General features: G+C 38.0%; 24 protein-coding genes and 1 riboswitch. Of the genes, 1 reads left to right on the forward strand and 23 read right to left on the reverse strand.

Annotated elements, in window-relative coordinates:
• From rsmB to dapF, 12 genes are all read right to left on the reverse strand, one after another.
• Window positions 1–1329 (reverse strand): 16S rRNA (cytosine(967)-C(5))-methyltransferase RsmB, encoded by a 1329-nt coding sequence (gene rsmB, locus BMY14_RS04525; protein ID WP_091829604.1) that lies wholly within the window; start codon window positions 1327–1329, stop codon window positions 1–3.
• A complete protein-coding gene (locus BMY14_RS04530) occupies window positions 1330–2103 on the reverse strand; it encodes a DUF116 domain-containing protein (RefSeq protein ID WP_019554151.1) in 774 nt (257 codons plus the stop codon).
• Window positions 2104–2117: 14 nt separating this feature from the next.
• Complete coding sequence (gene fmt, locus BMY14_RS04535; protein ID WP_091829606.1) at window positions 2118–3056, reverse strand: methionyl-tRNA formyltransferase; 939 nt, start codon at window positions 3054–3056, stop codon at window positions 2118–2120.
• Complete coding sequence (def, locus tag BMY14_RS04540) at window positions 3053–3514, reverse strand: peptide deformylase (protein ID WP_091829608.1); 462 nt, start codon at window positions 3512–3514, stop codon at window positions 3053–3055. Before def ends, fmt begins: the two co-directional genes overlap by 4 nt.
• A gap of 83 nt (window positions 3515–3597) precedes the next feature.
• Window positions 3598–6009 carry a primosomal protein N' gene (priA, locus tag BMY14_RS04545; protein ID WP_091829610.1) on the reverse strand — a complete coding sequence of 804 codons (2412 nt, stop codon included), beginning with the start codon at window positions 6007–6009 and terminating at the stop codon, window positions 3598–3600.
• Window positions 6010–6081: 72 nt separating this feature from the next.
• Window positions 6082–7275, reverse strand: coding sequence for a methionine adenosyltransferase (gene metK, locus BMY14_RS04550; protein ID WP_091829612.1), 1194 nt, complete (start codon window positions 7273–7275; stop codon window positions 6082–6084).
• Window positions 7276–7335: 60 nt separating this feature from the next.
• Window positions 7336–7440: riboswitch (SAM riboswitch) on the reverse strand.
• Window positions 7441–7490: 50 nt separating this feature from the next.
• Window positions 7491–8690 (reverse strand): bifunctional phosphopantothenoylcysteine decarboxylase/phosphopantothenate--cysteine ligase CoaBC, encoded by a 1200-nt coding sequence (gene coaBC / locus BMY14_RS04555; protein WP_091829614.1) that lies wholly within the window; start codon window positions 8688–8690, stop codon window positions 7491–7493.
• Window positions 8691–8711: 21 nt separating this feature from the next.
• Window positions 8712–8924 carry a DNA-directed RNA polymerase subunit omega gene (gene rpoZ / locus BMY14_RS04560; RefSeq protein ID WP_177177477.1) on the reverse strand — a complete coding sequence of 71 codons (213 nt, stop codon included), beginning with the start codon at window positions 8922–8924 and terminating at the stop codon, window positions 8712–8714.
• Window positions 8925–8928: 4 nt separating this feature from the next.
• The gene (gmk, locus tag BMY14_RS04565; RefSeq protein WP_091829616.1) at window positions 8929–9546 is read right to left on the reverse strand and encodes a guanylate kinase; all 618 of its coding nucleotides are present in this window, start codon (window positions 9544–9546) and stop codon (window positions 8929–8931) included.
• A gap of 4 nt (window positions 9547–9550) precedes the next feature.
• Window positions 9551–9829, reverse strand: a complete 279-nt coding sequence (gene remA / locus BMY14_RS04570) for an extracellular matrix/biofilm regulator RemA (RefSeq protein ID WP_019554159.1) — start codon at window positions 9827–9829, stop codon at window positions 9551–9553.
• A gap of 36 nt (window positions 9830–9865) precedes the next feature.
• Entirely contained in the window at window positions 9866–10747 is an 882-nt protein-coding gene (locus BMY14_RS04575) for a YicC/YloC family endoribonuclease (RefSeq protein WP_245741268.1), read from the reverse strand.
• A 190-nt stretch (window positions 10748–10937) separates the two neighbouring features.
• A complete protein-coding gene (gene dapF, locus BMY14_RS04580; RefSeq protein WP_019554161.1) occupies window positions 10938–11780 on the reverse strand; it encodes a diaminopimelate epimerase in 843 nt (280 codons plus the stop codon).
• 218 nt (window positions 11781–11998) lie between these two features.
• Here dapF and BMY14_RS04585 point away from each other — a divergent pair, with 218 nt between their 5' ends.
• The gene (locus BMY14_RS04585) at window positions 11999–13768 is read left to right on the forward strand and encodes an Rqc2 family fibronectin-binding protein (RefSeq protein WP_091829620.1); all 1770 of its coding nucleotides are present in this window, start codon (window positions 11999–12001) and stop codon (window positions 13766–13768) included.
• A gap of 64 nt (window positions 13769–13832) precedes the next feature.
• Here the strand turns inward: BMY14_RS04585 and pyrR are convergent, their stop codons facing one another.
• The 11 genes from pyrR to nrdR all read right to left on the reverse strand — a co-directional run bounded on the left by pyrR (window position 13833) and on the right by nrdR (window position 22449).
• The gene (pyrR, locus tag BMY14_RS04590; protein ID WP_019554163.1) at window positions 13833–14384 is read right to left on the reverse strand and encodes a bifunctional pyr operon transcriptional regulator/uracil phosphoribosyltransferase PyrR; all 552 of its coding nucleotides are present in this window, start codon (window positions 14382–14384) and stop codon (window positions 13833–13835) included.
• Between the two features lie 29 nt (window positions 14385–14413).
• Window positions 14414–15343, reverse strand: coding sequence for an RluA family pseudouridine synthase (locus BMY14_RS04595; RefSeq protein ID WP_091829621.1), 930 nt, complete (start codon window positions 15341–15343; stop codon window positions 14414–14416).
• Complete coding sequence (lspA, locus tag BMY14_RS04600) at window positions 15340–15780, reverse strand: signal peptidase II (protein ID WP_091829623.1); 441 nt, start codon at window positions 15778–15780, stop codon at window positions 15340–15342. Before lspA ends, BMY14_RS04595 begins: the two co-directional genes overlap by 4 nt.
• 129 nt (window positions 15781–15909) lie before the next feature.
• Window positions 15910–16419: a DivIVA domain-containing protein gene (locus tag BMY14_RS04605; RefSeq protein WP_091829625.1), complete on the reverse strand. Its 510-nt coding sequence runs from the start codon at window positions 16417–16419 to the stop codon at window positions 15910–15912.
• Between the two features lie 26 nt (window positions 16420–16445).
• Window positions 16446–17234: a YlmH family RNA-binding protein gene (locus BMY14_RS04610; protein ID WP_091829627.1), complete on the reverse strand. Its 789-nt coding sequence runs from the start codon at window positions 17232–17234 to the stop codon at window positions 16446–16448.
• A gap of 1 nt (window position 17235) precedes the next feature.
• Window positions 17236–18036, reverse strand: coding sequence for a pyrroline-5-carboxylate reductase (proC, locus tag BMY14_RS04615; protein WP_091829629.1), 801 nt, complete (start codon window positions 18034–18036; stop codon window positions 17236–17238).
• A 10-nt stretch (window positions 18037–18046) separates the two neighbouring features.
• On the reverse strand, window positions 18047–18541 hold the full coding sequence (locus BMY14_RS04620; RefSeq protein WP_091829631.1) for a cell division protein SepF: 495 nt from the start codon (window positions 18539–18541) through the stop codon (window positions 18047–18049).
• Between the two features lie 16 nt (window positions 18542–18557).
• Window positions 18558–19250: a YggS family pyridoxal phosphate-dependent enzyme gene (locus BMY14_RS04625; protein WP_091829633.1), complete on the reverse strand. Its 693-nt coding sequence runs from the start codon at window positions 19248–19250 to the stop codon at window positions 18558–18560.
• A gap of 75 nt (window positions 19251–19325) precedes the next feature.
• On the reverse strand, window positions 19326–20141 hold the full coding sequence (gene pgeF / locus BMY14_RS04630) for a peptidoglycan editing factor PgeF (RefSeq protein ID WP_091829635.1): 816 nt from the start codon (window positions 20139–20141) through the stop codon (window positions 19326–19328).
• 16 nt (window positions 20142–20157) lie between these two features.
• Window positions 20158–21885 (reverse strand): TIGR03960 family B12-binding radical SAM protein, encoded by a 1728-nt coding sequence (locus tag BMY14_RS04635; RefSeq protein WP_091829637.1) that lies wholly within the window; start codon window positions 21883–21885, stop codon window positions 20158–20160.
• Window positions 21886–21966: 81 nt separating this feature from the next.
• On the reverse strand, window positions 21967–22449 hold the full coding sequence (nrdR, locus tag BMY14_RS04640; protein WP_091829639.1) for a transcriptional regulator NrdR: 483 nt from the start codon (window positions 22447–22449) through the stop codon (window positions 21967–21969).
• Window positions 22450–22489 lie beyond the last annotated feature (40 nt).

Consider the following 22489-nt stretch of genomic DNA (forward strand, 5'->3'; position numbering starts at 1 on the left):
TTACTTTCGTTTCATTCGGGCAATAAAAAAGCCATCGGTACCAGCAATATGCGGCAGAAGCTGCACCATTGTGGTTTTTTGTTTGGCATATGGTAAAAATTGCCCCGTTTGTTCAAGTTCGAATTCCGGATGGTCGGCTAGAAATAAGTTCACGACGGTCTGATTTTCTTCTTTGGCAATCGTACACGTACTATAGACCAAAACCCCACCGGGTTTCACTGCTTTCGCAGCACTCTTTAATATTTCAATCTGCAATTTTGGCAGTTCAACTAACAAAGCCGGCGATTTTTTCCAACGAGCATCTGGTTTGCGGCGTAGTACACCAAGTCCTGAACAAGGTGCATCTACAAGTACACGATCCGCTTGTTGTTCATAGACATCACCAATTTGCGTTGCATCCAATAATTCTGTTTGAATGATTTGAATACCCAATCGTTCGGCATTTTCATTGACTCGTTTCAGCTTATGTTCATAAATATCAGTGGCGAGTACACGTCCTTTGTTTTGCATCAAAGCAGCAATATGCGTTGTTTTGCCGCCAGGAGCACTACACGTATCAATAATGAATTCGCCTGGCTGAGGGTCCAAAACATGTGCTACCAGCATGGAACTTTCATCCTGAACTTGAAACAGACCTTCTGTTAATGATTTGATCTGATCCATTGCGGGATGACTTTGACAGACAAGACCTTCCGGGGTCCATTCGGATTCGTAACACACCACTTGCTCTGCTGACAAAATATTCATTAAATCAGAACGGTTTGTTTTTAGGGTGTTCGTACGAATCGATAATGCTGCATTCGTATTATTAAATTCACATAGCTTAACAGCCATGTCATACCCGAATTCTTTAATCCAGCGTTTAACAAGCCATTCTGGGTGATTATAGGCTAGCGCCGCATATTTGGTCGCCTGTCCTTTTCCATTTGGATATACTGCTTTTTCAGGCTGTCGTACTGCATTTCGCAGCACGGCATTAACAAATTTCACGGTTCCGATATGTCCATATTTTTTTGCCAGTTCAACGGATTGGTTACAAGCTGCTGATTCAGGCACTTTATCCATGAAAAAAATCTGATAAATTCCCAAACGCAATACATCTTGAATAATGGGAGCTATTTTTTTTATGGGACGATTAATATATTGGCTCAAAATCCAATCTAAGCTATCGCCAGCTTTAACACATCCATATACCAGTTCCGTCACAAAACGGCGGTCTTGATCCGATACCTCATGTTTACGCAATTCACGGGTCAACGATACATTTGCATAGGCATCATTGGTATGAACATCATTGATTATTTTCAGTGCAATCTCACGAGCATTCATTTAATCATCCTTTTCAAGCAAAAAACGACGTATCTCTTTTTCTACTTCTATAATATCTACTTTTGTATTATAACAAGGTCCATTCGGGCGAATGTTTAATACACCGACTGCAGGTAAAGGGTATACATCTTGTATCCCACTTGTTAAATCGCGTTCGCAGGCAATCGCCAAGACGGCTAATGGACGAATTTGTTTCACGGTTTGCCTAGCTAAAGTTCCGCCAGTTACAACAAAAAAATGAAACCCAATTTTTTTTGATAATGTCACTAAGTCACCCACCGAACAGCCCCCACAGCACTGACAATTATTAGGGTCTCTCGTAATTTTATGCGGACAAGTCGCCAGTTGCAGACAATGTGGTGTAACCACGAGCAGCCGATCAGCGGGAACTTTAATTTGACGTTGATGAATAATCTGATTACTAACCTCAATAAAGGAACGTTCTATCTTACGTCGATTGATACCAAAGATTTTACCCAGCATCAAAGCCGCTGGAAATAAAAAATTAATTGTTTTATAGGTTTGTTTTTGAAAAATATTAAGTGGCGGCAACCCTATAATAGATGCCACCATCCCTAAAATTCCTAAACCGGAAAATAAAAAAATCGAAGCAAAAAAGAAACCCAAAAGCAAAGGAAGATATTGATGTATCTGCATTAAGCCCAAAAAGCTGATTTTCCATATTGTATAGCTAATCAGTGCCATACATAACAGACTTAAACATAATAAAGCGAGAAATAAACGCTTATGAGGCCGCTGTATCGTATATACCATAGATAAACACCCTCTTATTCAAATTGATCGCCCAGCTGCAGACCGTGTCCACGTATATAATCTTTTGCAGCCATCTTTTTTTTATTTGGTGCCTGTAATTCAAGAATTTCTAAAAATCCAGAGCCAGTTGCCACACAAAAACCATTTTTAGTAAAACCAACAACCACTCCATAAGCAGCCTTCGAAAAATCTTGATCACTGACTGCTGTTTGCCAAATTTTAAAAGGCTTCATCTGAAAATTGCAATAGGCCCCCGGCCAAGAATTAAGCCCCCGTACCAAATTATGGATTTGCTGTGCCGAGTCTGACCAATCAATAGCTCCCGTAGTTTTCTTTAAAAGTGGTGCATAATTTGAGTTAGCATCATCTTGGCGAATTCGCTTCGCAGTACCTGCTTCAACTTGTTTTACCGTTTCAATCAGTAAATTCGCCCCTGCATTCATTAATATATCATGAAGTTCTTCCGTATTCATATTAGCTGAAATAGGTGTTTTTGTTTTTAATATCATATCGCCTGTATCAAGTCCTGCATCCATAAACATCGTTGTCACACCGCTGACAGTCTCACCATTCACAATTGCCCAATGAATCGGAGCTGCACCACGATAACGCGGTAAGAGGGATGCATGAACATTAATACAGCCAAGTACTGGAATATCGAGGATTTTCTGCGACAAAATTTGGCCAAAAGCAACAACAACAATTAAATCCGGTTTTAATTCTGCCAGGATTTTTTCAAATTCCGGGGTCTTGATTTTTTCTGGCTGCAACACTGGTAAGCCAATCGATACAGCACACTCTTTTACTGGTGATGCCGTTAATTTTTGGCCACGGCCTTTTGGCCGATCCGGCTGGGTTATTACAGCAACGATATCACAGTGTTCATTCAGTTTTTCAAGGCATGGTACCGCAAAAACAGGTGTTCCCATAAAAATCGCTTTACTTCTTATCATTTGGACTCACCTCGTTGAATACTGAGCGCACGATCAATAAACAAAACACCATCCAAATGGTCAAGTTCATGTTGAAAACAACGTGCCAATAAACCTTCACCAGTAATTTGCTGTTTTTTGTTGCGACGATTTGTAAATTCTACGGTCACTTTACTGGACCGTTCCACTTCACCGAAAATATCAGGAATACTTAAACAGCCTTCTGTATCGGTGTCTGTTCCTTCTCTTTCGACAATTACTGGATTGATCAGCTCTAATAGTCCATTGCCAACATCAATGACAACAACACGGATCGCTGTACCGACTTGCGGCGCTGCAAGCCCTACACCATTTGCCTCATACATTGTTTCTGCCATATCATCAAGTAATCTTCTTATTTTATTGTCAATCTTCGCCACCGGTTGACAAATTTCTTTTAAAACAGTATCGCCTGCTTTTTTTATTTCTAATAAAGCCATAGCCTATCTTCCTCCTAAAATCAAAACAACTATATATCCTTAAAATTCTATCATACAAACAAATAAAAATCCAATGAAACATATTACATTGTATTTAGGGGATTAATATCAAGCATGATATTATTTTTTATATGCAATTTTTGCTCCACCATAAATTTTTTGACAACAGCCGGTTGATTTGTTTTTATTAAAATATTGATTCGGTATAAACCTCGCAGATTGCTTATCATAGCTGGTGCCGGACCAATAATTTGGCTGCTATTTATGTCTTTAAAAGAACTGCGAAATAACGTTACAAATTCAGTTGCCTCTGCCAAAGCTTTTTGTTCATCGGCATTTTGTACAGTCATTTTAATTAAATTGCTATAAGGCGGATAAAACAATTGTTTACGAAACACAATTTCATTTTTATAAAAAGCAAGATAATCTTGCTGCATTCCACAATGTACCGCATAATGCTCAGGGTTATACGTTTGAATAATTACTTTACCGGGTATATCACCCCGGCCAGCACGACCAGCTGTTTGTGTAATCAAAGCAAAACAGCGCTCAGCTGAACGAAAATCTGGAACGTTGAGGCTTGAATCAGCACTGATAATCCCAACGGCTGTTACATTGGGTATATCATGCCCTTTTGCTACCATCTGCGTCCCCAATAAAATATCATATAAACCTTGTTTAAATTGAGTTAAAATCTCAGTATGGGCAAATTTCTTCGTTGTCGTATCACGATCCATTCGAATAATTCGCGCTGTTGGAACAAGCGTTCTTAATTCATGTTCGAGTCTTTCTGTACCTGTTCCAAAATATTTAATATAGCGGCTTCCACATTTCGGGCAAACATCTGGAACCACATCACTGCTATCGCAATGATGACATTGCAGCTTGCCATTTTGATGATAAACGAGCGGCAGTGTACAATCTTTACAGACAATTACATGCCCGCAAGAGCGGCACATTACAAAGGTTGAAAAACCACGCCGATTCAGCATGATAATTACTTGTTCTTTTTTTGCAATCGTCTCTTCAATTAGTTTTTTCAAATCACGTGAAATAATATTTCGATTACCCTGTTTTAATTCAGCGCGCATATCAACGGTAGTTACCTGTGGCAGTGGAATATTACCAATTCGTTTCGACAGAGTCAGCATCGTATACTCTTTATTTTGTGCACGGGCAAAGGTTTCAACCGATGGCGTAGCACTGCCTAATACTAAAATGGCTTTATGTATTCTTGCCAGAGCCTGCGCTACATCACGTGTATGGTAGCGTGGCGATTCATCTTGTTTATAAGAGGCATCTTGCTCTTCATCTAATATAATCAAGCCTATATGATCAATGGGCGTAAACAAAGCGGAGCGAGCTCCAATAACAATACCGATTTCATTTTGTTTAATCCTTCGAATGGCATCATTTCGTTCACTAATTGATAAACGGCTGTGTAAAACAATGATATCTTGTTTAAAATAATACTTAAATGAGCTGACTAGCTGCCCTGTTAAAGCAATTTCCGGCACAAGTACAATAACATGCTGTCCGGCTTGGCGAACTTTATTAGCAGCTTCAATATAAACTTGTGTTTTGCCGCTGCCAGTAATTCCATATAGTAAAAAGGTTTTATTTTCTTTTTGTTCGATCGATTTTATCAATTCGTTTACAGCTGTTTCCTGTTCTTCTGTGAGTATGACATTTTTTTTCCCTTGAGAGGCGGTATGCTCATAACTGTCACGATATATCCGTCGTTCATTTATTCGAATCAGGTTTGCTTGTACTAATGCCTGAATTGTTGTCATTGTTATTTTTTCTGCTTTTAATTCAGAAATTGGAATTGATTTTCGATTTTGAAGCAATTGCAAAAGATTTTTCTGCGCAGGTTTGCGAGAAAAATTCGTTTCACAAAAAGTACTCTGGATCAGTTCAACAATTTTTTCATAACGATTTACGGTATTCTTTTTTACAGAATAATCTTTTAAAATGAATTTATGCTGTAAAAATAGAGCAATTATAGCATCTATATCAAATTCAGGAAAATTTTTACGCAAATCATAAAGGCTCACCGGTTGATGCAGCATAATGAAATTATAAACTTCAACATAGAAATTAACCTGCAAAATCGTTGCGTCCGGTTTTTGATCACCAATTAAATAAACAGGTTTTATTTGAAGACCTGTTTTACCAGGCATAAACAGGCGCATAGCTTCCGCAAAAGAACAAAGATAAAAATCAGCCATCCATTTAGCAATTTTCAACATTTTGTCAGTAAACCATGGTTCCTCATCGACAATATCAATAATTTCTTTTAACTTTAACAAGTCAGTCGTCGCATCCGCCGCACTGATATTTACAATAAAACCCTCCACTTTACGGTTGCCAAAAGGCACAAAAACACGCCAACCAGTCTGTAGAAAAGAAAATTTGTCTGGTATGGCATAAGAATAAGCTTTTGCGATACTTTTTACAGGAATATTTACAAATATATTTGCAACTTTAATCATAATTCATCACCAAACAATCATAAATAAAAGGGGCTCTGACGAGTCCCTTCTATTTAGAAAATTATTTTAAAATTATAAGCCAGCTTGTTCTTTTAACGTCGCTGCTTTATCAATATGTTCCCAAGGTAAGTCAACATCTGTACGACCAAAATGTCCATACGCAGCCGTTTGTGCATAGATAGGACGACGTAAATCCAATGTCTTAATGATACCTGCTGGTCGCAAATCAAAATTTTTCTGGATTAATTCAACAATTAAAGACTCTTCTACTTTTGCCGTGCCGAATGTTTCAACCATGATTGATACCGGGCGTGCTACACCAATCGCATAAGCAAGCTGTATTTCACATTTATCGGCAAGACCGGCTGCTACAACATTTTTTGCTACATACCGTGCGGCATAAGCTGCGGAACGATCAACTTTTGTTGGATCTTTACCGGAAAAAGCTCCGCCGCCATGACGTGCCATGCCGCCATATGTATCAACGATGATTTTACGTCCGGTAAGTCCGCAATCCCCTTGTGGTCCGCCAATAACAAAGTTACCTGTCGGATTGATGAAATATTTCGTTTCATTCGTCAGTAACTCAGCCGGTACAATCGGTTTAATTACTTTTTCAAAAATATCTTTTTCGATTTGAGCTAATGTAACATCCGGGCTATGCTGGGTTGAAATAACAATGGTGTCAATCGAAACTGGTTTTCCATCTTCATATGCCACAGTCACTTGTGTTTTACCATCTGGACGCAGATACGGCAATTCGCCATTTTTACGAACTTCTGATAAACGACGAGCCAATTTATGTGCAAGCGCAATCGTAAGCGGCATATATTCTGGCGTTTCGTTCGTAGCATACCCAAACATCATACCTTGGTCACCGGCACCGATCGCTTCAATTTCATCCATCATAGTGCCTTCTTTTGCTTCTAAAGCTTTATCAACGCCGAGAGCAATATCTGCTGACTGCTCATCAATTGAAATCAACACCCCGCATGTATCTGCATCAAAGCCATATTTTGCTCTGGTGTAGCCGATATTACGAATTGTATTTCTGACAATTTTCGGAATATCCACATAACAATTTGTCGAAATTTCTCCGGCAACATGAACTTGCCCCGTTGTAATCAATGTTTCGCAGGCAACCCGCCCCGTTGGATCTTTTGCCAAAATTCCATCTAAAATGTTATCGGAAATTTGATCCGCGATTTTATCCGGATGACCTTCTGTTACAGATTCTGATGTAAATAATACACGTTTTTTAGTCATATTATACCTCCTTGTGATTGAATAAAATAAAAAAACTCTCTATAAAAGAGAGTTCTGACACTCTCATCTTATAGGCTTCGCCTACAGGATTTGGCACCGTTTTGATAAAATCAAATGGTTGCCGCAGTTTCATCGGGCCATTCCCTCCACTACTCTTGATGAGTTCCATATTCAGCTATGTTTTTATAATAAAAGAACTGACTAGAAAAGTCAACTTAAATTTTGGGTAATGTTGTAATCTTATCTAAGATAATTTTTGCCAATAAATCCTTGCGAAGAAGTGGGAAATCTTCGCAGACTCCATTACGGTCAATGATTTTTACTATATTTGTGTCCGTATTAAAACCAGCATTCGGTGCGGTCACATCATTGGCAATTATATAATCAAGATTTTTTTTATGGAGTTTTATTTTAGCAAATTCGAGCAAATTCTGCGTTTCCGCAGCAAAGCCAACTAAAATCTGATTTTTTTGCTTTATTTGGCCGAGCTCAAATAAAATATCTGGATTTTTTTCTAAAATCAAAGTCAAAGTAGAACTGTCTTTTTTTATTTTATTTTCAGCGATAGACGATGCCCTATAATCAGCAACAGCTGCCGCCTTTATAGTGATATCGCTGTCGATAAATTCTTTTTTTACCGCCTCACGCATTTGCATTGCTGTTTCTATTTTGATTAGACGTATGCCATCACTGGCCTTTAAAACTGACGGTCCAGAAACGAGAACGACACTTGCCCCGCGTCTTGCAGCTTCTTCGGCAAGAGCATAGCCCATCTTACCACTGGAACGATTCCCAATATAACGAACCGGATCAATCGGTTCTCTTGTCCCAGCAGCCGTTACCAGTACTTTTTTGCCACGCAGAGATACTGTATCGCTAAAATGTTCTGCTAATACAGCTACAATGGACTCTGGCGCAGGCAAACGTCCGATACCAGATGTGCCGCATGCCAATTGACCACTGTCAGGTTGAATTAAATGATAGTGGGCATCTTGCAACTTTTTCAGATTGGCTTGCACAATTGGATTCAGATACATGTTTGTATTCATTGCTGGTGAAAAAAACACCGGTGCCTTCGTTGCCATAAGTGTCGTCAAAAGCATATCGTCGGCAATACCATTGGCAGCTTTACCAATAATATTAGCGGTGGCAGGAGCAATCAGCATGACATCAGCTAACATTGCCAACGCAATATGTTCAACATTCCAATTGGTTGTTTCATTCCACATACTAACCACAACAGGATTTCCGCTCATCTCACGAAATGTAAGCGGCGTAACAAACTTTGCGGCAGCTTCTGTCATGATAACATGAACGATCGCACCAGCTTTTTTTAGTCGACTGACTATTTCCACTGCTTTATAGACGGCAATGCCGCCGCTGACACCTAAAATAATATTTTTATCCTTTAACATAAATAAACCACCATTTATTTATTATTTAACGACTTCTTTTGTCCGTTCATATTTAATACGGTCTTCAATAATTTCTTCTAAAGCATTTGTGACATTTTTTGTTGATTTCATCGTTACTTTAAGTTCCGCACCATCTAAAAGTTGACGGGCCCGTTTTGCTGCCAAAACAACTAATGTATATTTACTATCGACTTTTTTTAACAACTCATCCATTGTTGGGTTTACCATATCCATATTTTCATTCTCCTTTATCTTCACAGATTTGACGAAGCAAATCTGTATTACGCAGCACATTGCATTTTTCAGCCTCAACAATAGCGGCAATTTTGTTAGCAGCTACTGTGATTTCATCATTGACCACAACATAATTATAGTATACACCCATTCGAATCTCATCGCACGCTGCTTTTAAGCGACGGGCAATGCTTTCATCTGAATCTGTGCCTCGTCCACGAATTCTTTTTTCCAATTCAGTCATTGACGGTGGGATAATATAAATAAAAACGCCTTGCGGAAATTTTTTTTTGACATTCATAGCGCCCTGTGGATCTATTTCCAAAATGACATCCTGCCCATTTTTCAATACTTCCTGAACTCTGGCTAATGGTGTACCATAATAGTTTCCATACACTTCAGCCCATTCGAGCAGTTCTTCTTGTTCAATCATACGCTCGAATTCAATTTTATCCGTAAACCAGTAATTGATACCATGTGTTTCGCCCGTACGAGGCTGCCTGGTTGTCGCTGAAATAGAATACGTAAGGGTTTTATGTTCATCCAATAATTTTTTGCAAATTGTTCCTTTACCCGTACCGGACGGTCCAGAAATTACAATTAAATTGCCTGTAAAATCCATCTTTTTAGTCTTCCTTTAATTTCAATTCCGTATCATCGCTGTCTTTCGTAATCAAACGATGTGCTACAGTTTCCGGTTGTACAGCCGATAAGATCACATGATCGCTATCCGCGATAATAACAGCCCTGGTTCGTCTTCCATATGTTGCATCAATCAGCATGCCCCGATCACGCGCTTCTTGAATAATGCGTTTAATTGGTGCAGACTCAGGACTAACAATTGAAATAATACGATTCGCTGATACAATATTACCAAATCCGATATTAATAAGTTTAATATCCATAGTCAAACTCCTCTCGTTCCCTACCGTTTTTATAATTTATTCTACATTTTGAATCTGTTCCCGGATTTTTTCAATCTCACTTTTCATTTCGACTACAAGTTTTGCAGTCTCCATATCATTCGCTTTTGAAGCAATCGTATTCGTTTCACGATTCATTTCTTGAACAATAAAATCCAGTTTGCGACCAACCGCTGCATTGCTATCCAAAATTGTAGCTCTAAATTGTTTAAAATGACTCTTCAGTCGCACAAGTTCTTCGGTAAAATTAATTTTCTCCGAAAACAATGCACATTCTTGAATCAAGCGAGCTTCATCAATTTGAGTTTCACTTAACACATCCTGCAGCTTTTTAAGAAGTTTCTCACGGTAACAAGTAAGGATCATCGGTACCTGCTGTTCTATTTTAGCTACATTCGCTTCTAAGTCATTTAGTCGCATGATTAAATCATCTAATAAATGCTGTCCTTCCATTATACGCATCGAAACTAATTGGTCCAATGCCTTTTGGACAGTTTCTAAAATAACGGACTCTGCTGCATCCAGATCAAATGAATCTTCATCAAGCCGTAACACATCTTGATAATTTGCTATCTCATACACATTACCCGGTGCTGGTATTTTTAGCAGACTACTGATTTCGCTTAAGGCATTATAGTAAGCGATTGCCAAATCTTTGTCAACTTTTATTTGCTTATGATGTCCCATAGCTTGCTCAAAAGAAATAAATATATCAATTTTCCCACGCGTAAGCGAGGCCATAATCAATTTTTTGATTTTATCTTCTAAAGGATTCAAAGCTTTTGGCAAATGAATCATTATATCATTATATCGATAATTCACGGATTTAATTTCTACATGCAGTTTATATGTTTCATTATAATATTCACTCGAACCAAATCCCGTCATACTTTTTAACAAAAAAGAAAACACCCTTTCTATAATGTAAACAAGCATATAAAGAATTATATTCATCATATAGAGATGAAATCCCTTTAATTTAGACAAATTTATCTGATTTAAAGGAAAAACAGCCAATTTTAGTCTTTATATATAAGTTGCATTAAATATTCTATGTGGTACTCGTCAATAAGGGGGGATAGGCAATACATTATACGGAATATATGCCAGAGAATACTTTTTCAGCAGGACCTGACATATACACGGTACCCGCTTGAGTCCATTCTACAAAAAGGAGCCCTCCATCGAGTTCAATTTCTACATTTCTATCCGTTTTGTGATTGAGCACGGCTGCCACGATCGTAGCACAAGATCCCGTTCCACACGCTAATGTAATCGCTGCCCCACGTTCCCAAACACGCATTCGAATATGTCCGCGATCTTTTACTTCAGCAAATTCTGTATTTATTTTTTTAGGAAAATGTTCATTGATTTCAAATAAAGGACCTACTTTTTCCAAATTAATTTGTGCAATATCGTCGACAAAAACCACACAATGTGGATTGCCCATCGAAACACAGGTCATTTTATATTCCTTATCTAATATTGTAATCGGTTGTGCAATAACCTGTTCACTGCCAAAACCAGCAACAGGAATCTTATCAGCTGCTAAAATCGGCTCTCCCATGTCAACACGAATTAAATCAACGGTATTTTCTGCAGTCAAAATAATTTCCGGTTTTATAATACCAGCGCCCGTTTCAACGGTAAATAAAGTTTTTGTCGTAAGTTTTGCTTCATAAATATAACGAGCAAAACAACGAATTCCGTTGCCGCACATTTCAGCCTCACTGCCATCCGTATTAAAAATACGCATTTTAAAATCTGCATGATCCGAAGGCATCACTAAAATCAACCCATCCGCACCAATTCCATAATGACGATCACAAACTGTAATTGCCAAATTCGAAAAATCATCGATCTGTTCTTTAAAACAATCTACAATAACAAAATCATTGCCGCAGCCTTGCCATTTGCTAAATTTGAAATTCATTTTCATTGCCTCCAATGGTATCTACTTAAATCCTGGCTACATTTTAACCATATGGTATCTATTTTACTTGTTCAGACTCAAAGATGCAATGTCTTCCCCGAAATATTGCCCTTAAAATTGATATATAGCAACTGCAATAAATTATAAATGCTTGGATTTGACCATTCAAAATTGAGATGCTATACTAATTTGACACTAGTTAGAATGGAGTTAATATTATGAGTTTAGATGGTTTTTCGATGTATCCTTTGGTTACAGAATTAAATAAACAATTAGCTGGGGGACGAATTGATCGGATCTCTCAGCCGAATAAACATACAGTTTTACTCGCAGTACGGCAGCCAGGTCAAAATTTCTCTTTGCACATTTCCATCAATCCACAAAATCCCGTAATCAATCTCATTACCCGCTCAGTTGAAAATCCAGCAGAACCACCCGTTTTCTGTATGGTATTGCGCAAACAGATAGAAGGTGGACGAATTGCTGAAATCAAACAACATGTCCTTGATCGAATTGTTCTAATTGATATTGATACGTTAGGTGCCGGCGGTATTATTTTGACGAAAACACTCGTGATTGAATTAATGGGGAAATACAGCAATATGATTCTTCTTCATGAAACAAAAATCATTGACTGCCTTCGTAAAGTTGGCACGACCAGCAGTCGCGTTCGTCTTGTTTTACCTGGTTATGAATATTCCCTTCCCCCGAATCAGGACAAATTAAATATCATGACGGATTCCATCGATCTTTTAATTGAAGATTTAAAAAAATACCCTGAATTAAAACTAGTAAAGGCAATTGTCCAGACTGCAATTGGACTTGGTCCGGTAAGCGCCCGTGAATTTGTTTTTTCGGCGGGATTTTCAGCAAATATATTGGTTAGCGAACTAGATGAAGCAGATTTTACTTCTTTAAAAACCGCTATAACAGAAGTTCTTACCTTATTTCGCGAAAATCAAATTACACCGATGTTGTTTTTAGACGCAAATAATAAAATCGTCGCATCTGCCGGATTTCCTTTACATTATTTAGAAAATGTACTGCCAAAAACCTTTACTACAATGAGTGAACTAATTGATTTTTCAACAAAACTCACAGGAAATTATACACTACCAGACAAAGACCGTTTCCAAAAGCTTGTTCATGGCGAACTCACTAAATCGGCAAATAAAGCAACTGTTTTAGCAAAAGAATTGATTCAGGCACAAAATGCTGAGGACTACAAAATAAAAGGCGATATACTGATGACCTATCAGTATCAGTTATCGGATCATTTGGGAGAAATCGTAGAATTACCCAATATTTATGAAGAAGACCCCGAAAAACATCTCCTAAAAATACCATTGGATAAACGATACTCCATTATTCAAAATATGCAAACTTATTATCATAAATACGATAAATTAAAACGTGCTCAAAATCTCCTGCAAATTCAAATTGAACAATGTCAGCAGGATCTTAAATATTTGAGCAGTGTTGAAAGTTCTCTCGAATCGTCATCAACTTTAATTGAAATTGGTGAAATCAAAACGGAACTGATCGCCAGTGGTTATTTGCATGAACACATTAAGAAAAAAGCCAGTGAAAAACCATCCCAGCCATTTAAGTTCAAAGCCAGTGACGGAACCATCATTTTGGTGGGGAAAAATAACTATCAAAATGATAAACTTACTTTCAAAACGGCACATCGTAAAGATATTTGGCTTCACACAAAGGATTTTCCTGGCTCGCATGTCGTGATTCGCTGCGAAAACGATGCTCCCGCACCCGATACATTGCTTTTAGCCGCCACTTTGGCAGCCTATTTCAGTAAAGCCAATCATTCTTCTAAAGTGCCCGTTGACTATACACCTTGCCGTTATGTAAAAAAACCGACGGGCGCAAAACCAGGGTTTGTTATTTTCACAAACCAAAAAACGCTCTATGTTACACCAAATGAACAGGAAATGGCACTGTTAATTTTACAAGACTTAAATAAAAAATAAACAAAAACCCTCCTCACTAGTTTTTACGGCTAGTTTGGAGGGTTTTTGTTTATCTACTGCAGCTTCAGTCTTTAAATTCTTTAATAACAACCTGTTCTTTTTGATCAACCGTACCAATTTGAACGCTAACCACTTCTTTACTAGCAGTCGGTACGTTTTTTCCAACATAATCTGCTCGAATCGGCAATTCACGATGTCCCCGATCAACCAAAACCGCCAATTGAATCACCCGTGGGCGTCCCATGTCAATAATGGCATCCAATGCAGCTCGAATCGTCCGACCAGTATATAATACATCATCAACCAGGATAATTGTTTTATTCGTTATATCAACCGGCATCTGCGTTGGATGCACAATCGGTTGATAGGATAATGTTGAAAGATCATCACGATATAAAGTGATGTCAAGAACACCTACCGGAACTTTGGTCCCTTCTATTTGTTCAATTTCGGTAGCAATTCGTTCTGCCAACGGTACTCCACGCGTTCTTATACCTACTAGTAATATCTGCTCAACGCCCTTGTTTTTTTCGATAATTTCATGTGCTATACGTGTTAAAGCACGCGTAATAGCCTTGGCATCCATTAAAACGGTTTTATCAATTAAATTTGACATAAAACATCATCCCTTCAGAAAACACTAGATTATTTATTTTTGGTTCTAGTACGTAGTTTTATTAATATTTTAGCCATATCGTCTGGTATGGGGGCAGAAAAAAATAGTTTTTCCTTAGTAATCGGGTGAATTAAAGACAAGTTTTCGGAATGCAAAGCTTGTCCGTTAATCTTAAATGGTGATTTCGTTGTACCATATTTCGGATCTCCAATCAACGGATGTCCAATATGTGTCATATGAACACGAATTTGATGTGTCCGGCCAGTCATTAAAGTACATTCTACTAAAGTGTAATCGCCATATCTTTCTAAAACTTTAAACTTAGTTGAAGCCGGTTTCCCGTTTGTAACAACAATTGCCATTTTTTTTCGATCTTTAGGATCACGCCCAATATCACCATGAATGATACCAGATTCTTCCTTTATATTTCCTTTTACAATGGCTAAATATTGTCGATGAGCCGTTTTGCTTTTTATTTGTTCCGCTAAACTCGTATGGGAAAGATCATCTTTCGCTGCAATCATGACACCAGAAGTATCTTTATCCAGCCTATGCACAATCCCCGGACGAATTTCCCCATTAATACCAGATAAATCCTTACAATGAGCCAAAAGTGCATTTACTAATGTTCCACTATAAATACCGGATGCTGGATGTACAACCATACCTCGCGCTTTGTTGATAACAATAATATGTTGGTCCTCATATAAAATATCAAGTGGCAGATCCTCCGCTTGAATTGAAATTGCTTGCGGCTCAGGAACGACCACTTCGACATGGTCTCCATTACATAATTTATAATTTGATTTTTGTATTTTCTGATTGACGGTAACATGACCATCCAAAACTAATTTTTGGACAAAAGATCTGGAGTGATCTGTTATTTGTTTGGCTAAAAAAACATCTAAGCGCTCTGGCGTTGTTGCAGTAAATTCATATTCATTCATTAATACGGTCATTGCATTCTTCCTTTAAAAAGTATTGTATATATAATCAGTCCAACTCCACAAACAATAGCAATATCGGCTATATTGAAAATTGGCCATATTCTAAAATCAAAAAAATCAACCACATAGCCGGTTTGAATTCGATCGATTAAATTCCCGACAGCCCCGCCTAATAAAAGTGCTGACCCTGCTTTTAACGGAAATTTCTCCTGCCGTAGTCTTGGATAAAAAAACATTGCCGCTAAAAGAATAAACACACCAATCAAAATAAAAAAGATGCGTTGGTTTTCCAATATTCCAAAAGCTGCTCCCGGATTTAAAATGTATGTAATATGAAAGACATGAGGGATTACCGGTATCGACATCCCCAGATTCATAATGGACTGAATATAAAATTTTGAAAATTGATCGACTAATATAATAACCAGGCATAAGATTAATATTGGCACGCAACAACCCTCGATTCTTTTTATAATATATTATAGCATAGCTTCACTAAAATATGAATTTGCCAGATGAAACTTCATATTTGTTCCATATCATTAAAATAACAACGAGCTAAAAGCCCGTTGTTATTTTTAATCTAGAGGAATTTCATTGTTATGTAGACCAACTTCTTGCAATGGCACATTCTCAGCAGTACTGCTTTGATCCGTTAAATCCAATAAATTAAGCTGTGTCACAAGCAATGTTTTCATTTTTGTCTGAAAGGAATCATATTGTCTTTGCATGTCTTGATATGAAAGGGTTTGTTGATGAACTTTTTCAGCCGCTTCTATCATCAATTTTTTTGCGTTAAGCTGCGCTTCCTGAATAATATTAGCCGCTTCTTTTTGCGCATTCGTTTTTACTTCTTCCGCTGTTTTTTGGGCAATAAGCAAAGTTTCATGTAGCGTTGCTTCCATTTGCTTAAAACGTCCTATATCATCTTGCATCTGATTGGCTTTTTCTTTAAGTTGTACATTGTCTCTATATAACTGTTCATAGTCTTTGATAACTCGATCGAGAAATGTATCAATTTCATCTTCATTATAACCACGAAAACTCCGTTTGAATTCTTGATTATGAATATCTAAAGGTGTAAGCATAAGCTCCGCTTCCTCTACCATTTATTTTATATATAGCGTCTAAGTAAAATTCCAGTCCTGCCTTTTTTTGTCTGGCCACGGACTTCTGCGACCTCAATACGGCCTCTACCGCGCATTGATATGATATCGCCTTCTTTTACCATGTGGGACGAACTTTTTACAGATTGCCAGTTCAATTTTAATTTATCGGCTTCGATATCACTCACAATTTTACTGCGCGATGAACCAAAGCCTGCTGCTGCAATCGAATCCACTCGAAGCGAAGCAACCGTGGCTTTAATTTCTTTACAACGCTCTTCACGCACTTCAATATCAGAAAAGCTCCCCACTTCCGCCGTGATAGCTGACGAACCAATTTGCGTATAATTTTGCAAAATAAACTGACCCATCTTCACATCAGCTATGATCTTCACATGATCGGCTTTAATAAGCAAGTCCCCAATTTGCCCACGGTCAATTCCCAATCCAATGAGCGAACCTAAAATATCGCGGTGGGCAATATGATAAAATTGTGCATTCCATGATGCTTTAACAACCGTCAAGTCAAAAGATGGTGTGCCAAGAAAGTCCTCATGAACAAAAGCCGCCTTTTGGCGTTCCGCACCTGGGTAACCACCGTCAAAAACAAGTTTCAACGCTGGATAATTGGCAGCGATTGTTTCAGCAATTTCGCAACCATAAGGGTCTAAAAAAAACGATGTTTTAAATTTTCGGCTTTTGTTCACAGCTTCGGCAAGATCGACCAATTTAACAGCCGTTTCAGCCCCCTCTGTTCCTTTATAATACCGGATAATTTTTTCACGATCTGCTGCCATATTACGATTTCCCCATTGCTTTCGATTTATTTGTTGCCGCTTCAACAGCATCAATCAGTGCTGCTCGAACTCCTTTTTGTTCTAAGACATGGATACCAGCAATCGTTGTCCCGCCCGGTGAAGTCACTTTGTCTCGAAGGACAGCCGGATGTTCACCTGTTTCCAGCACCATTTTGGCTGCACCCAAAAGTGTCTGTGCTGCCAGCATAATCGATGTTTGACGAGGCAAACCTGCATTGACGCCTGCATCTGCTAAAGCATCAATCATAACAAAGACATACCCCGGACCACTACCGGACAGTCCCGTCACTGCGTCAATAGCGCTTTCTTGTAAAATCACAGCTTTGCCAACTGCATTGAATATAGATTCTACTGTTTTGCCATTTTGCTCTGACGCATTTTTTCCCAAAGCAATAGCGGACATGCCCGCGCCTACGGCAACTGGTGTATTTGGCATTACACGCACAACTGGCTGCTGCACGAAATACGTTTCCAATGATTTCAAAGTAAGACCAGCAATCACGGAAATAACGATCGTATCCGCATTTACTAGCTTTACAATCGACTCAATTGCTGCTTGAGCTGCCTGCGGTTTAATTGCCAGTACAACGATGTCCAGTTTTTCTAAAAACGTACTGGCATTAACCGCTGCCTGAGCACCATATAAAGTATGTAACTGTTCACATCTTTTGATTTTATGATCCGAAACATATACTTCGTCGGGCGTAAATAATTTATTTGCCAAAATTCCCCCGATCATTGCTTCAGCCATAGCTCCGCCACCAATAAATCCTATATTCATGATATCACTCCTATTTTTTCAGCCAAGGCATATCTGTGTCTGAGGCTTTATTCTCTTGCTGTGTATACGTTACATCCACATTGCTTGGTGCACATAAAAATACATTATTCCCCACTTTTTTTATATCACCGGAAAGAGCATACGTCGTACCACTAATAAAATCAATAATCCGCTTTGCAACTTCACTATCTGTATTTTCAAAATTAACCACAACCGGCTTTTTGTTTTTCAAATAATCTGCTACCTGTTGTGCATCATCAAAAGATAAAGGTTCAATGACTATAACATTCATTTGTCTTGCCACCACATTCGTATTATTTGTACTACTCGTCGCATGGAAATTCACTACATTATTCTGCGCATAGGAGGATGTTTTTTTTGATTTGAATTCATTGGCTGCTGTTTGTTCTTCGGTCGATTCCCCTTTTTGTTCTTGAATCTCCACTTCCTTATCGACAGAATCAATTAACCCTAGTTTACCACAAAATTTATCTATAAACGACATGCTCTATTTCCTCCTATTAATATTGACGCGGTCCGAAGATTGCTGTTCCAATTCGAACCATATTAGCACCTTCTTCAATGGCAGCCGTATAATCATGACTCATCCCCATAGACAACCATTTTAGATCCGTCTTTTCAAACTTATGCTGTTTCATATCTGTATATAAATGAAACATATTTTTAAAAATAGGTCTGACTTCTTCTAAATTATCACAAATTGGTGCAATGGTCATCAGTCCACATACGTGAAGAGATTCCATTTGGTCAACATCACGCAGCAGATCCGGCAGGTCTTCTGCATAAATACCAAACTTGCTTTCTTCTTTTGCAATGTTGACTTGCAGCAAAACATCCTGAATTTTATTAATTTTCTTTGCTTCTTTATTAATTTCTACAGCAATTTTTTTACTATCAACCGAATGAATCATATCAAATAAATGAACAGCCTGTTTCACTTTATTCGTCTGTAGATGTCCAAGCAAATGCCATTCAACTTCACGATCCAGTGTTGCCGCTTTGCTGATTGCTTCTTGAATGCGATTTTCACCAATGGATAAAACGCCTGCCTCAATTGCTTCTTGCATGTCAGCAACTTCATGATTTTTAGTTACAGCGATAAGTTTTACAGAATTCGAATCGGCAGTCACCGTTCTTTTCAATAAAGAATATTCTATTTTATTTTGTATTTCATTTAAATTTTCTTTTATCATAAAAACGCCTCCATACTTTAACAAATATTCGAGAATAAGTCTAAATATCCTCTAAATATGCAAAATATAGCGATTTTATTTTAAACAAAGCATCGCGGCAATTCGACCTGTCTTTCCCTGATCAGCCCGATAAGAAAAAAATACATCCGAATTACAGGCTGTGCAAGTATCAGCCATATCAATATGTTCCGCTAGTATGCCAACTTCTTCTAATTGTATTCGATTGGCTGCCCAAAGATCAAGTTTCCATTTTTTCTGAAATGGTATAAGGATCGTGTTTGCATCCTTTGGAAAAGCCTTGCAAAACTGAAGCTGTACATCGAGACCTACTTCATAACAACACGGTCCGATCGATGGGCCAATGCCAACTAAACACTTTTTGGGATCTGTTTGAAAGACTGCCTGCATTGCCTTCACTGTCTTTTGGGCTATTTTATGAACCGTTCCCTTCCAGCCTGCATGACTAATGCCAATCGCGTGGTGTTCAGGATCAAAAAACAGAACTGGCGTACAATCCGCAAAAAACAACATCAACGGTACATTTTTTACATTTGTAATGAAAGCATCCGTTTCTTTAATTGCATCTTCATAGGATGTTGCACCACGACCAGCATCTGCTGCCGTAACTTGCCTAATATTGCTGCTATGTACCTGTTCACATGTACATAAATTAGCACTTGATAGAAAAAAAGCATTACAAAACCGGTGCCTGTTTTCCAATACGGATTTTTCATCATCCCCATTATGCATTGCTAAATTCATCTTATCAAAAGGTGATTTACTCACTCCACCAAAACGAGTTGATATTGCATGTTCCAGACCCTCTTGCGGAAAAATCGAAAATTGACCAACTTGTATAGTATCTTCTTTCTCCAGTAATGAAAAGCTCATATTTCATCTCCTAAATTTAATGGCAAACACCACAGCGTTTACAGCCATCAAAACACTGTACCGTATGTTTTCTCTGTTTTGCATTCTCTATTTCACGATATAAATATGACTTATTAATCCCCAAATCCAATGTGTCCCAAGGGAAAACTTCATGTTCACTACGTTCACGATATAAATAAAAAGCACTGTCAAGGTTTGCTTCTTTCATTGCCTGTTTAAAACTTTTACTGCCACCCAATTGATGAGCTCGATACAAAACATGTGATAGTCTGCGATCACCACGAGCTAAAATCCCCTGTATATAGGCTTCTTTAGGTGATTCAATGATTACATCAATTTGTTTTGTATTTTTAAAAGAGGTTTTGATATATTTTAAATCATGATCACTTTGTTTGATATCCGCCATTGGCAGCCATTGAAAAGGTGTGACTGGCTTTGGAATAAAAGGATTGATACTCAATGTCAATTTTCCATGACAACCTAAACTTTCCATGTAGGCTTTGACTTCCGTCGTCATCGTGAGAATAGCCTCAATATCATCACTCGTTTCAAATGGCAATCCAATCATAATATAAAGCCTAAAATTGGCAACACCCGCATTTGCGCCAAGTTCAATGGCTTTAAATAAATGTTCTTTTTTTATTCCTTTATTAATGATCTCACGCATTTTATCACTGCCTGCTTCTGGCGCTAATGTTAATGTTTTTAAACCACTGTGTACCAAAGAATCTACAAGGTCTTTGGTGACAGAATCCGCGCGAAAAGAAGCTACGGACATGGGCATACCTAAGTCTAATATTTTATGGCACAATGTGTTTATTTCAGGATAATCGGATATAGCCGCACCCATAAGTCCGACTTTTTTACCATATGTTTGCGCTTCGATAAGCATTTTTTCAATACTTTCTAAAGACCTGTTGCGAGGTTTACGAAATGCATAACCAGCCATACAGAAACGACAATGCCTGCCACAGCCACGAGCAATTTCAATTAAATAAAGATTAAATTCCGTATCATTGGTACGAATAACCGTGTGGGCATCATACGCATCTAAGTCTTGAACCCATTGACGATGAATTTGACTTGGTACTTTGTCATCGTGTGTAATCTTCGCAACGATACCATCGTCTAGATACTCGTGCGTATAATACCTAGGCACGTATACGCCAGGAACATTCGCCAATCGCAAAAGAATAGCTTCACGTGTGAGATTATCTGCTTTTGCTTTATAATATGCATCTAAAAACAAATGGATCGTTTCTTCACCTTCACCAATAATAAAAGCATCAATAAAAAGACTCAACGGTTCAGGATTAAAAGTTGAACAAGCCCCCCCGGCAATAACAATCGGATCATCATTCGTACGTTTTGCAGCTAAAAGTTCCACTTTACCCAATTCCAAAATCTTCAATACATTAAAATAATCCATTTCAAAAGATACCGCAAAACCAATTAGGGGAAATTCATATAAAGGTTCTTGATTTTCGATACTCATAAGTGGTGTATTCGTCCGAATATATTCTTTTTCAATCAGTTTTTCCGGCAAAAAAAACCGTTCACAAGCCGTGTCTTTCCGATTGTTCATTTGTTGATACAAAATATGTATGCCTAAGTTCGACATCCCTACAAAGTAAGAATTCGGATACACTAAAGCAAATTTGCTGCGTATTCCAGCGGGGAACACACTCACGCCATCCTCATTATTTAATATTTTTTGTAAATTTGCTTTTAATTCCCAAGACAAATTTTCTCACTCCAAACCAAATTAAATATGTTAAGAAAAACAGCCCACATAGTGTGAGCCGAATTTTTATATCTTACTATTCTAATTTTTTGATTTTGTCGAATCATTCTTTTTTGATTCGATCAATTCTTCTAATTCCTCTTTAAAATTACTGATATCTGTAAATTTTCGATAGACAGAGGCAAAACGAATATAGGCAACATCATCAAAAGCTTTAAGCTTTTCCATGACCAGTTGTCCAATTGCCACAGCCGAAACTTCACGATCCATAGGATTGCGTAATTCCTTCTCAATCTCATCTGTCAAATTAATGATTTTCTCCATCGAAACAGTTCGTTTATCACAAGAACGAATCAATCCGTTCAATAATTTATTTCGATCAAACAGCACTCTGCGCCCATCATTTTTTATAACCATTAAAGGAATTTTTTCAATGACTTCATAAGTTGTAAATCGTTTGCCACAACTCGTACATTCACGGCGGCGTCGAATCGTATTTCCATCATCTGCGGCGCGAGAATCAATTACACGGCTATCTGCCGTTTTACAAAACGGGCAACGCATTTACGGCACCTTCTCTCCTTAAGATAAACACTTTTTCTAT

The sequence above is a fragment of the Propionispira arboris genome, from assembly GCF_900109225.1.
Classification (GTDB): domain Bacteria; phylum Bacillota; class Negativicutes; order Selenomonadales; family Selenomonadaceae; genus Propionispira; species Propionispira arboris.